Genomic DNA, 11807 nt, shown 5'->3' with positions numbered 1-11807 from the left:
TCATAGGTCTTCGAATAAAAGCCCAAATCCGAAAAAACCTATGAGTTTTTATACACAATAAAGAGCCTTAGATTTCTCTAAGGCTTTTCCGTACCCAGCGCCGGAGGTATTTCAGCACTGATAAAGCCTCATTTTGAATAAGTTATAAATTGATGTTTAAACCTGGTTCAAACGAACAGTCATTTTTACAGGATATTGTCTCATTTTAACTAATCTATTTTTTATTCTAAAGTTAATATTTGCATTATTTGAATTATTTATATGAAATTTCATTCATGTAAATAATTGCTAATTAATTAATAAGCCAAATTGAGTGGCTTTCTCTTTAATTTCTTTTAAAAGAGAAGAAATATTGTTTAAAACATTTTGCTCCGGCCCCTTTATATTTAGAGTTATGGTCATGAAATCTGATTCTATTTTATTAGTAGTATTTTCATAGGTAATGTTTTGATTTCCATTATACTTAGCAACTATGTCAATATCTAATATTTCACCAGCTTTCATAACCTGCTCAAATGTTAAAGTCGATTTACCTTGCATAACATTATACAGGGTTCTATAAGATATATTGAGTGAACCTGCAAAATCTTGCAGACTTGGCCTCCCCGGCTTTTTCAGTTCATCCTGTAAAATTTTTCTTATTACGTCTTTCACAACACAAAAGTTGGCAATTTTTTTCATCTGAGTATCAAATAGATATGTAATTGTTTTCCTTTCACAATGAATAAATTTTCATTATATGAATTATATTTCAGATCATTGTGACATAATTTTCATGTACAAAGGAATGACAAAAGAATTACGTGCACAATCACATATAAGTGCGACACTTACTTTAGAAGAAAGAGAGAAAATAAAAATGGCTCTACCAATTAGCATATCGCATGGATATAGGCTGATTAGTGAAAAACTTCCCCATCTAAGTAAAAATCAAATATCTCAGGTATTCACTATTCAGCAACGTTACAGGCCTGAAGTTATCGACGCTGCATTCGAAGTTATTGCTGAATTCAATAAAAAAGTAGGTTCACAAAAAAAGAAAGCTGCTGAATTATGAACCTAATAGACCACAAACAAATTCTTCCACCCGGTTTGATGGATAATTCTGCTGAATTCTTCATCCATGAACATGAAGTAAAGGCTCTATATAAAGGACGTGTGTGGAAGTTTGAAGAATTTCCACCTGAGCTTATTGAAATCATAGATAACGATATGGCATCCAATCCTAAAGCAATGAAAGCCCTTGCTGAATGGGACATAACAGATTCTGGGGAACAGATGCGGCAATATATAGCATGTAGGTTTGGTGGTTTCGATAACAACCCTGATATCTGTTTAGATGGTAAGGTTCAGCCCGCTGAGTATGTTGATTGTGGTCGTAGAGGCCGATGCGCTTATGAAGGAAAGCTATGCAGTTCTATTGTATTGGAAAACGGAACACTAACCAAAAAGGAAATTGAAGTTTTAAGACAAATTGGATTAGGTCTATTAGACAAAGAAATATGTGAAGTTCTGGGCATCGCCCAAGATACATTAAGGTCTCACAAAGATAGCTTATGCCTTAAATCCGGCCTACAACGCAAGGCAGCTCTATCAGTTTTAGCATATCAGTATAAACTTATATAGGTTATGATAATAGCAGAGTTAGTACCCAAAAATGGTTTTGTATTCTTAAGGTTTGTTGAACCTGGTGAAAATGTAGAAACTAAACCTTACATCACTTTAAACTCAATGGATGATGCCAAAGGCAGGATTAATTTTCGTTCTAGAAATTATATCGTTGAGAAATTGACATCATGGTTAAACCAAAGAAGCCATGCTCTACCGGGTGCTGAGTTTCAAATCAACCTTTATGCGTCCTGGGTAGCTGAAGTTAAATTAAGAAGCTTATCCTATGTGTGTGATTTTGTAAACAGGAAGAGGGATAAATTTGAATCTATTGCCCCAAATGAAAGCAGTAAGTGCTATTCCTACTACAAAAAGAACATTTTAACCATTCTCGACTTCTGCACCGACTACACTAATAATAACCAGAATCATGATTAACGGGTACTTCATAACTACTCTGTTGCAGGAATACAGAGAAAATCAAAGCATAATATGCTGGTTACGTTGTTCTGTAGGCAACGCCTCTGGTCGAGGCAAATTGTACTTAGCCGCAGAATTGATTGGAACGATTGAAGCTCAAAAATCGCTCAGGAACATGATGGATAAGTGTTACATCGAAGGCATAACTACAGAGCAATTACTTAAAGATATTCAACGGTAGCAGTTTTTAGAGGTTTGGCTATCCCGGTGGCCGTTGCCGGGAAAAAAACAAAAAGGGTGCTTACTCCCTAATCGAATTGAAGCTAGTTCTTTAACCATAATACCAATAGCTCCTGCATGTGTGTGTGCAGGAGTTTTTAACCACCAAACTGACCAATATGGAAGATTTATTCGACTTGTGCATCCTGTTGCTTTTGATAGCATCTTTTGCCTGGTCAGTATACAGACTACTAAAAAATAATTTTTAATCAATCACATAATAATCAAATCAAAATGGCAAAAATTGAACTTAAGGGCTACATCCTAACTGTTAATCAGCCCGAAACTGTAGGCGAAAAAAACACTGCAAAACAAACTATCATTTTTAAAGTACCAGGATATGTTGACGGATTCGGGGACAAAAAAGGTCAAGATGAGGAATGGCCATTGGACATTTTGGGTGATAATGTTTCAAAACTGAACATGACCCGTGACCATCAGGGTAAAAAGGCAAAGTGTATTGTTTATGTGAATGGCCAGAAATTCACCCGTAAGACCGACAATACCGAAGGTTGGATTATCAATGCTAAACTGCATGAAATCCAGGTTTTTGATGATAAACCGGCACAGTCATCAGCACCAAATAATACAGGCTCAACTAATTCTAATTGGTAATGGCTGAATTATCACTCTTTAATGTAGCTGTTCAAGCTGAACAAATGCGAAATGCACAAAAAATCTATTTCCAGACTATCACTAAGGCTAAAAAGACCAAGAATCCTGGTGATTTCGCTGAAGCAAAGAAAGTGCTGGAAATATCAAAAAAGTTGGAAATCGTTTTCGATGACACAATAAATAAAATCTTAAACACCAAGTAAATCAAAAGCCCTGGTTAGAGGCCAGGGCTAATGAAATTGTATAATCTATTGTAACACAAAGTTGGATAAAATTATGAATAAGCCAAAACTTTACATCAGCGGGGCCATAACTGGAAAGCCAGATCTAAACCGCACCAAGTTCGCAAATGCTACCAAAACATTTAGGGATTTAGGGTATATAGTGGTTAATCCTCATGAAATCTGTTACGACCTGAAGGAAGATGAATGGAACCAATGCATGCGCAGGTGCATCATTGCGCTGATGGATTGCGATACGGTTATTCTACTGGATGATTGGCAAAGCAGCACTGGTGCCACGGTTGAATATCAGCTGGCATTCGGTATCGGCATGGAAGTATTTAACATCGATCTCTTCTTAAAATGCATACAGCCATGATATTTTGCACACCAGTAGCCTTTCAAGGCATGAATTCCGCTTTCAGTAAAGTGTGTTACAAAAACATAGATCCCATAGTAATAGCTAAAACAGTAAGCGGGATTTTAAACGTCCGGCTTCATGTGATGATATCCCCAACTAAAAGAAGGCGTGCTGTAGATTCCAGAAGGATGGCCTATCAGATCATGTTTTTATACAATAGAAAGCTGTCCAGAAAAGAAGCTGCTGCCGTATTTAACAGGGATCATTCAACTGTTACCTGCTCAGTTTACAGCCATGCAGATTTAATGAAAAGTGATCCGAAATACAAGGAAACTTATTTGATGCTGGAAAAGAAAGTCACCCTGCAACTCGGAGAACCAAAAACAGGAAGCAATGCACCTTAATCTCTATTTACTTAACCACGAAGCATGGTACACGTGCGGATGTGGTGAAGAATATGATGCCAGGTTAGAAGTATCATGCCCAAAATGTAAAACTAAGCCTTACCAAGCCGATAAATAACAAATGAATAAATTCTCCTATTATAAAGGTGGTATAAAAAAAGTAACACCTTCAAGCGATATCACCGTTGAAAAAGCAATTGAGCTGATTAAAGGTGATACCTATAAAGAAGCTGTTGAAAAATTAAGAAACGAAACAAACCCGGTTACCAAATCGGTTAGAAAAACCGGATTGGATTATTTTACCTTCTCCGGGACATTTAAAAAAAGGCATTCCGCCCAACTGATTAAACATAGTGGCATTGTAGTTTTAGATTTTGATCATGTTAATGACCCCGCTGAAATTAAAAAGCACTTTGCATCATGGGAGTTCACACTTGCAGCGTTTATTTCTCCCTCTGGTGATGGCTTAAAGGTATTGGTTAAAATCGATCCTAAACTTCATGCTGAATCAATCCTATCCCTTGAACACTTTTTTTCTGATGGTATTTTTGAATTAAAACAGGATAAATCAGGTAAAGACGTTTGCCGGGCATGCTTTGTAAGCTATGATCCTGATATTTTTTACAATCCTGATTCTAAACTATATAAACCCATTATCAAACAGGCTGAAGATGCAAAAAAATCATCTGAAAGTTATGAAACAGATTCTCTATTTACAGATGCAGCAAGTTTGGTAGTTATGCACCAGAATGGATCTACCTCTTTACTTCAGCGTAAATTAAAGCTTGGCTATAACCGAGCAGGAAGGATAATAGACCAATTGGAATCAGCTGGTATTTTAGGCCCTTTCAATGGAGCTGCATCCCGAGAAGTTTTAATACCTGATGAATACTCTTTAGAAAGAATTTTAGAAAAATTTTTAAATCGTGCTAACGATGTTACAGTAAAAACAACTGCTTCTGAATCTGATCCCAGAGAAAACGAGACTGAAGTAAAAAAAGTGCCACTATCTGCAAGTGAGCAAATTACGCTAAGTAAGAATTTACAACGGGCCATATATGTAGTTGAACAGGCAGAAAGTAGAAATATTGACTTAACTGGTGACTATACTGATTGGCAACTTATTGCTTTCAGCCTAGCCACGTTTGGGGAAGACGGGCGGGATCTCTTCCACCGGGTAAGCAAACAGTATTCGGATTACGATTACGACAAAGCACAGGAAAAATTTAATGATGCCCTACAAAAGGGGAATTTCAAAACACCTGCAAAGTTTTTCAGCATAGCAAAAGATTATGGTTTAGAGGTTAAAATGCCTAAAACAATATCTGAAGCAAAGGAAGAGGTTGTTTACAGGGATTTGCTGGATAGTGATGAGCAGGTTGATGATCTGATCAAATACGGCATCTATGAAAATGGTGGCACTTACTGGTCAATGAACGATAAAGGTAAAAAGGTTGAGGTATCGAACTTTAAAATGCGCATCGTTTACCACGTTAAAACCAGTGATGATGAAGCATACAGGCTAATCCAGATTAAAAATATTTTCGGCTATGACGTGGTAATCAAAATGAATACGGATGATTTTGTTAGTGCCGGTTCATTTAAAAAAATCATTGCCAGGGAAGGAAATTTTATTTTCAAAGGTGCTGATTCCGACTTATGCAGGTTACAGGATAAATTACAACGTGAAGAGCGAAAAACAGAACTGGTAAAACAATTAGGTTACAATAAGTGGTACAACTTCTTTGCCTGGGCCAATGGCATATTTGATTGCCATTTAAACAAGTTTGTGCCAGCTGATGAATTGGGCATCGTTGAACATTACAGGCTGGTAGATGATGAAATGCAGCCGCTTAACTTCTTTATCCCTGCGATGGCTTCCATGTTTAAGGATAAAGAGGATCTGTATGTAAACGATAAACGTTTTGTCTATATCAAATCTGATGTAATCTTTAAGGACTGGGCTAATTTATATGAAAAGGTTTATGGACAAAATGGCCAGCTTTCCCTGATGTTTTACATTGTGGCCCTCTTCTCTGATATCGTTTTTAAGGCAATGGGTGACCGTTTGCCGATGCTAAATGTTTACGGACAGAAAGGAACCGGTAAGGGTACTTTAATTGAAAGCCTGATGAAGCTTTACGGGCATGGACAAAAACAGTTAATGCTCGGTGGTGCCAGTACTGTAGTTGGTTTTATGCGTAAAAGTGGCCAGTACAGTAATGGTTTAAACTGGCTGGATGAATACAAAAACACCTTAAAACCCAATTTCATTGAATCGCTTAAAAACCTTTATGACCGTATCGGTTACGAACGTGGTAAAAAGGATAATACATTTCAAACCGAAAGTACCCGGATAGATAGCGCAATCATTGTATCAGGTCAAGAAATGCCCATAGTTGAAGAGGCCCTATTCAGCCGTTTCATTTTGGTTATCACCCAGAAGCCAATAAAATCAGATGCAGCTGCCAGGCTATTCAATGAATTAAAGGATCTGGAAGCTGGTGGCTTAAGCGCATTGACAGTGTATCTGCTAAAACACCGCACCTACATCAATGAAAAGTATAAAGAGGAATTTAAAGCCGAGCAAAGAACTTTATCAAAACTGGTAAATAACCATGAGGTTGATGATCGATTTATAAATAATTATGCCTGTTTAGTTGCTATGTGCAGCTTAATGAAGGAAGTTGAAACTCTTCCGTTTAACGTGGCTGATTTCAGGGAATTATGCAGAAAAACACTGTTGGAGCAATTCTTTGTATTACGTGGTAGCGATAGTATTGGTAAATGGTGGAGCATAGTAGAAATGCTGTTTGAACAGGGTGTTATCTCAGAGGATAGACACTTTATAATTAAAGATTCAAAACTATACATCCGGGTACAGGATGTATACCAGCACTATGCTGAAGCTATGGGCAAAAGGAAAGATGTTGGCGTATTGGATGAGGCTACCCTTAAGAATTATTTAGAGAATGATCCCAGAAGCTTTATTTCCAGAGAAAAAAAATTCTTTGGCGGTGGCCAGCGGTGGAGCTTTGTTTTTAAATACAAGGAAATAGGCATCAACCTGATCAAAGCGGCCAGTGCTGAAGAATTTAAACAGAAAGCCAGAATCATGGGGGTTTCTTTTGATGATGATATAGAAAGCCCTGTTGCAACACCTCAACCTGAGCAAACAGAAATGATCCTGCAAACAATTCCTGCTACAATAGTAAAGACAAGAATCACCAGTAAACCTTCAGGCCCTTCACCTTTTTAAAAATCAATTAACGCAAAAGCCCCGGTTCGTGGCCAGGGCAATCGCATTCGATCAATAATAATCAGAGACAAAAATGAACAAAAAATCACAAAAAATTTCGCCAATCTTATTTAGTTCCGAAATGGTTAGAGCAATCATTTCCGGCAATAAGACTATGACAAGGAGAATCGTTAAGCCGATGCCCAGAATAGCCAATGTAAAGACCTGTAATACATTGGATGATATGTATTCCAAGTTCGCGGATTTATTTCCTCATCCTTATGGCAAACCTGGTGATTTGCTTTGGGTGCGTGAAAATTACAGGTACTGCCAGCCTTTTGGCCCTGAAAGTTTAAACTATCAATTTATTGACAATGCCACTGGTGAATCCGTTCCAGATGAAACATGCTACAAAATCATTGACTATGAGAAATGGAGGCCATCTATACACCTACCTAAAACTGCTGCCCGGATCTGGTTGCAAATTTTGAATGTACGAATAGAAAGGCTTAAACAGATATCAAAATCGGATGCAAAAGCTGAAGGTATAAAGCAAATAGATCCCACTAAGATATTAGGAGGCACCTGCCCTGTTTACTATAACTATCTAAACAATGATACTGCTACAGACAATCCAGTTGCCTCATTTTACAGCCTATGGGAATCGATTAATGGAATCAATAGCTGGGATGCTAATCCCTGGGTGTGGGTGGTAGAATTTGAAGTGTTGACTATTAACGGATGGAACTGTGTTCCTGAAAAAATAAGGAGGATGGCTGATGTTATTTGATACTACTAAGGAAATCGGTTTGCTTAACGCTGATGAGGTTGAGTTTTTATGTTATGATGAGTTTGCCGGATTCGGGGGCACTTCATCCGGATTTGCATTATCCGAGGCTAAAGCCATTGTAATTGCCGCTATAAATCATGATGAGAAAGCTATCACTTCCCACTGGCTAAATCATCCTGAAGTTGAACATTTCAACGAGGACATCACTTTAATGTATGGCAAAGTAATACACGGTATACTTTTCAAATCACCAGAAATGGTTCGGTTAATTAGATTAGGCGAAATATATCGTGCCTTCTATCCAAATGCTAAAGTCATACTATGGGCATCACTTGAATGTACCAATTTTAGCAAAGCAAAAGGAGGCCAGCCCAGAGATGCAGACAGTAGAGCATTAGCCGATCACATGGATCGTTACATAGAGGCTTTAGACCCTGATTATTTTAAAATTGAAAATGTTGTTGAATTTATGAGCTGGGGGCCTTTACGGATAGCGGCCAAGAAAAAACATAAAGAGAATAAATCTGAGGGTATATACGCTAATACCGAGCTTAAGACTGGAATCAATAAAAAAACAGGAAAGGAAGAATATCTCTGGATTCCAGAAAGCAAATACAGTGGTAAAGATTATTTGAGATGGTGTAATCATATAAAAACCTTTGGATATAGGGAAGAGTGGCGGCAATTAAATAGTGCGAACTATGGCGCATATACATCACGAAACAGGCTTTTTGGCTGCTTCGCAAAGGAAGGATTACCTATTGTTTGGCCCGAATCAACCCATGCAAAAACACCGGTTAACAATGGTCTCTTCGGGGTGCAACATAAATGGAAAGCTGTTAAGGATGTTCTTGATTTTCAAGATGAAGGAATTAGTATTTTCAACAGGAAAAAGCCACTTGTGGATGCATCATTGGAGCGCATTGAAGCCGGCTTAATAAAGTTTGTTGCCGGTGGAAAGGAAGCATTCCTCTTAAAATATAACTCTATGGCGCAAAATGGAGATAGGAAACATTCAGTAATGTCTGTTGAAAATCCCAGTCCGGCTATACCTTGTCAAAATAGAACTGGTTTATGTTTTATAGCCAAATACTATTCAGGGAAAGCGGGTAATATGGTAAATTCTATTGAAGATCCTGCGGCCACATTGCGAACTAAAGACGGCCAATCGCTTATTAAATGCGAGTATTTCCTTTCAAAAGCATATTCAGGTAAGCCTGAAGGAAAAGTTATTCCGGTTACAGGCCCGGCAGGTACAATCCCAACCGTTTGCAATCATTCTTTAGTCACATGCCAGCCGTTCATCATGAATACAAACTTTAAAAATGTTGGTAGTTCAATAAATGATCCCGCACAAACTCTAACTGCCAGCAGACATCATCCATATATTGTTAATCCCGCTTTTTTAGCTCAGTATTATAGCAGTGGTGGCGAGTTGGCAAGTATAGAAGAGCCTGCCAGGACATTGGGAACGGTAGATACGATCTCTAAAATTCAACCTATATTTTTTGATAAAACATTTTCAGGAAACGGAAATTCAAATCAGTATCAATCCATAGAACAACCTGCCGGATCAATATTGCCAAACGACAAACATCGATTGATTAATTGCCAGCCCTTTATTCTGAATCCTTCCCATCGTGGCCACTGCACCGGTACGGAGGTTCCTTGTGTAGTTATAGTGGCAAGGCAAGATAAAGCACCCCTCTACCTGGTACAATTTACAATTGATAATAATGTATGCGTGCCCATTTATGAAGATGACAGTGCGGTAATGATCAGGATAAAAAAATTCATGGCCATGTATGGACTAGCTGACATAAAAATGCGGATGTTAAAAGTTTCTGAACTACTCCCAATCCAAGGTTTTCCTAAGACGTATAAAATGGTTGGAAACCAAACTGATCATAAAAAAATGATCGGAAACAGTGTCGTGCCTCATGTGGTAAAATATTGGGCAGAGGCATTAGGGTTTAAACTCAGAGAGATTAGAAGAATAGCAGCTTAATAGACATTTATTTTAAAACCAGACTAAAATCAAAAACAAAATGAAAACACAATTTATCAAAGAAAAAACAGACAGAAAAGGTACTTACATCATTGAAGGCGAAAAAAAGCCAGGTAATGTATTTTCCATTAAACGGTTCATCTGCATGGTTCAACCGCAGGAAACAGAGAAAGAAACTGAAGAATTAGCAGACTTCATTATTGAAAAATTATCTAAACCGTAAGTAATATGTACGACGAAGATTTTGAAGAAATGGAAATGCCATGTCCCTGCAATAATTGCGGGGACTGGTTTGATTTGAATAGCGGATCGGCTTCCAATAAATGGTACCCGAACACGGTAATCTGTAAATCCTGTGGTGACATTGAAGATCATGAAGTTGACATTGACAATGAAGAGGAAGATTTACTGATTGAAATCGAAAACGGTAATAATATCAGAGCCAATAAAAAACGGCTTAAAGAAATTGGAAGGCCATTTAAAAAGAAAAACTAATGAAACCTGTATTTCAAGATAAGTTCGTAAAGTATGCCCTAGACGGTATTACGAAAATCGAAAGAGGGAATTGTTTTCCTGCATGTATTGCTTCACTGGTAGAGGTTCCACTTAACCAGGTGCCCAATATAGAAGAGCTGTATGATTGCTATGCCTGGTTTGAAGTTCTTTGTGCCTGGTTAGAACACAAAGGTTTTTCTTATGAGATCTCCACTAAAGAGGAATGCGAGGCCAGCAACGAATACTATATGGTTTCAGGGCAGTCTCCAAGGGGAAACTTTAACCATATAGTTATTTACAAAAACGGAACTCTGGCTCATGATCCACACCCAGACGGCACCGGTTTAAGCTCTGAAGTAGATTATGAATATTTAAAACGTATAAAATGAGAAGGAAACTACAGATTGACGTTAAAGGTACGGCTGAGAACAATGACAACATCATTGAATGCTGCCTGATTTTCGATGGCAGAAGCTGTATCTTTTATTTGTCAAAAGCAAATTATGAGGCGCTGATGTATGATGGTTTATTTATCAGGGATGGAAAATCCAGGGATAGTGCAAACATTATAAATACAACAAATTTATTTGAGGAATTGTAAAATGATACGAACCATTGAAATATTAGTTCAACAGGCTACCACCTTAGATCCGTTTACCCTAGATGGTAAACGGAATCTTAACTACCACTATTTTCAGCTTACCGATAACGGATGGATATTCCACTGGATCAATGAAGAAACTGATGTAGCCTGGTTAACTGAAAAAATTGCCCTGGGGGTGATCTATATTTTTAAAGACTGATTTTATTTTTTATTCCGTGTTGGCACTATCTCCGAATAGGCCAGCATACGGCCCATGAAGTTTTGCAGATCTGCTTCCGCATATTTCAGGGCTTCCAGCTTTTTCTGCACGCCTGCCTTTATGGTCATTATGGTAAATTTTCTACCATCATCCTTTCCCCGGTGTATTGACACCTTCTCACTTTCAGTATTCATGAACTCTTCAGGCGTATACCATTTGCCTGAACCGGTGGAATAGATAATACAACCAGCGTTATATGCATCCTTTGCTATGGCACGCTTTGCATTATATTCTGAATCACCGCCCATTCTTTTTTTCCAGTCGCTTTCCATAATACAAAATTTGCTAATTATTTTAGTAATTTCAATTTATTGGGCAAGGAAAACGATTAAGACATTCATTTACAGTAAAATAATTTTAATTGAATAATTTTTTAAGAAAATGAAATATAGCACTGGATAGTGTGGATAGTATTTATTTTTTTTTAACTATCTTATTATATATTAACTACTTACACTATCCAATCATCATTAAAAATCATTCCTATACTATCCAGCGTTATCCA

Annotated in this window: 17 protein-coding genes and 2 pseudogenes; 17 read left to right on the top strand and 2 right to left on the bottom strand. The window is 37.6% G+C overall.

Annotation, left to right across the window (positions count from 1 at the left end; genetic code table 11):
• Positions 1-288: 288 nt before the first annotated feature.
• Positions 289-681, bottom strand: coding sequence for a helix-turn-helix domain-containing protein (locus DBR40_RS24475; protein WP_124562354.1), 393 nt, complete (start codon positions 679-681; stop codon positions 289-291).
• 58 nt (positions 682-739) lie between these two features.
• On the opposite strand from DBR40_RS24475, the gene DBR40_RS24470 reads away from it, so the two are divergent.
• From DBR40_RS24470 to DBR40_RS24400, 17 genes and pseudogenes are all read left to right on the top strand, one after another.
• A complete protein-coding gene (locus tag DBR40_RS24470; protein WP_124562353.1) occupies positions 740-1057 on the top strand; it encodes a hypothetical protein in 318 nt (105 codons plus the stop codon).
• Positions 1054-1626 carry a helix-turn-helix transcriptional regulator gene (locus DBR40_RS24465; protein WP_124562352.1) on the top strand — a complete coding sequence of 191 codons (573 nt, stop codon included), beginning with the start codon at positions 1054-1056 and terminating at the stop codon, positions 1624-1626. Before DBR40_RS24470 ends, DBR40_RS24465 begins: the two co-directional genes overlap by 4 nt.
• A 3-nt stretch (positions 1627-1629) precedes the next feature.
• Positions 1630-2046: a hypothetical protein gene (locus tag DBR40_RS24460; RefSeq protein ID WP_124562351.1), complete on the top strand. Its 417-nt coding sequence runs from the start codon at positions 1630-1632 to the stop codon at positions 2044-2046.
• 495 nt (positions 2047-2541) lie between these two features.
• Positions 2542-2922, top strand: a complete 381-nt coding sequence (locus DBR40_RS24455) for a hypothetical protein (RefSeq protein WP_124562350.1) — start codon at positions 2542-2544, stop codon at positions 2920-2922.
• A complete protein-coding gene (locus DBR40_RS24450; protein WP_124562349.1) occupies positions 2922-3125 on the top strand; it encodes a hypothetical protein in 204 nt (67 codons plus the stop codon). The genes DBR40_RS24455 and DBR40_RS24450 overlap by 1 nt, the downstream gene beginning before the upstream one ends.
• Before the next feature lie 73 nt (positions 3126-3198).
• Positions 3199-3522 carry a DUF4406 domain-containing protein gene (locus tag DBR40_RS24445; RefSeq protein ID WP_124562348.1) on the top strand — a complete coding sequence of 108 codons (324 nt, stop codon included), beginning with the start codon at positions 3199-3201 and terminating at the stop codon, positions 3520-3522.
• Positions 3523-3644: 122 nt separating this feature from the next.
• Positions 3645-3908 (top strand): hypothetical protein, encoded by a 264-nt coding sequence (locus DBR40_RS24440; RefSeq protein WP_233603980.1) that lies wholly within the window; start codon positions 3645-3647, stop codon positions 3906-3908.
• A 121-nt stretch (positions 3909-4029) separates the two neighbouring features.
• Positions 4030-4521 (top strand): annotated as a pseudogene (locus DBR40_RS27075) (BT4734/BF3469 family protein); the annotation flags it as partial.
• A gap of 84 nt (positions 4522-4605) precedes the next feature.
• A pseudogene (locus tag DBR40_RS27070) lies at positions 4606-4821 on the top strand (DNA translocase FtsK); the annotation flags it as partial.
• A gap of 87 nt (positions 4822-4908) precedes the next feature.
• Positions 4909-7167 carry a PriCT-2 domain-containing protein gene (locus tag DBR40_RS24435; RefSeq protein WP_233603982.1) on the top strand — a complete coding sequence of 753 codons (2259 nt, stop codon included), beginning with the start codon at positions 4909-4911 and terminating at the stop codon, positions 7165-7167.
• A 73-nt stretch (positions 7168-7240) separates the two neighbouring features.
• The gene (locus DBR40_RS24430) at positions 7241-7936 is read left to right on the top strand and encodes a hypothetical protein (protein ID WP_199748421.1); all 696 of its coding nucleotides are present in this window, start codon (positions 7241-7243) and stop codon (positions 7934-7936) included.
• Positions 7926-9944 carry a DNA cytosine methyltransferase gene (locus tag DBR40_RS24425; protein WP_124562345.1) on the top strand — a complete coding sequence of 673 codons (2019 nt, stop codon included), beginning with the start codon at positions 7926-7928 and terminating at the stop codon, positions 9942-9944. Before DBR40_RS24430 ends, DBR40_RS24425 begins: the two co-directional genes overlap by 11 nt.
• Positions 9945-9984: 40 nt before the next feature.
• The gene (locus DBR40_RS24420; protein ID WP_124562344.1) at positions 9985-10167 is read left to right on the top strand and encodes a hypothetical protein; all 183 of its coding nucleotides are present in this window, start codon (positions 9985-9987) and stop codon (positions 10165-10167) included.
• 5 nt (positions 10168-10172) lie between these two features.
• On the top strand, positions 10173-10439 hold the full coding sequence (locus tag DBR40_RS24415; protein WP_124562343.1) for a hypothetical protein: 267 nt from the start codon (positions 10173-10175) through the stop codon (positions 10437-10439).
• Entirely contained in the window at positions 10439-10828 is a 390-nt protein-coding gene (locus DBR40_RS24410; protein WP_124562342.1) for a hypothetical protein, read from the top strand. Before DBR40_RS24415 ends, DBR40_RS24410 begins: the two co-directional genes overlap by 1 nt.
• A complete protein-coding gene (locus tag DBR40_RS24405) occupies positions 10825-11040 on the top strand; it encodes a hypothetical protein (protein ID WP_124562341.1) in 216 nt (71 codons plus the stop codon). The genes DBR40_RS24410 and DBR40_RS24405 overlap by 4 nt, the downstream gene beginning before the upstream one ends.
• A 1-nt stretch (position 11041) precedes the next feature.
• Positions 11042-11242: a hypothetical protein gene (locus DBR40_RS24400; protein WP_124562340.1), complete on the top strand. Its 201-nt coding sequence runs from the start codon at positions 11042-11044 to the stop codon at positions 11240-11242.
• Between the two features lie 2 nt (positions 11243-11244).
• On the opposite strand, the gene DBR40_RS24395 is transcribed toward DBR40_RS24400, so the two are convergent.
• Entirely contained in the window at positions 11245-11574 is a 330-nt protein-coding gene (locus DBR40_RS24395; protein ID WP_124562339.1) for a hypothetical protein, read from the bottom strand.
• Positions 11575-11807 lie beyond the last annotated feature (233 nt).

The sequence above is a fragment of the Pedobacter sp. KBW01 genome, assembly GCF_003852395.1.
Classification (GTDB): Bacteria; Bacteroidota; Bacteroidia; order Sphingobacteriales; family Sphingobacteriaceae; genus Pedobacter.
Note: the sequence above shows the minus strand (reverse complement) of the source record. Positions and strands in the feature narration are given on the sequence as shown.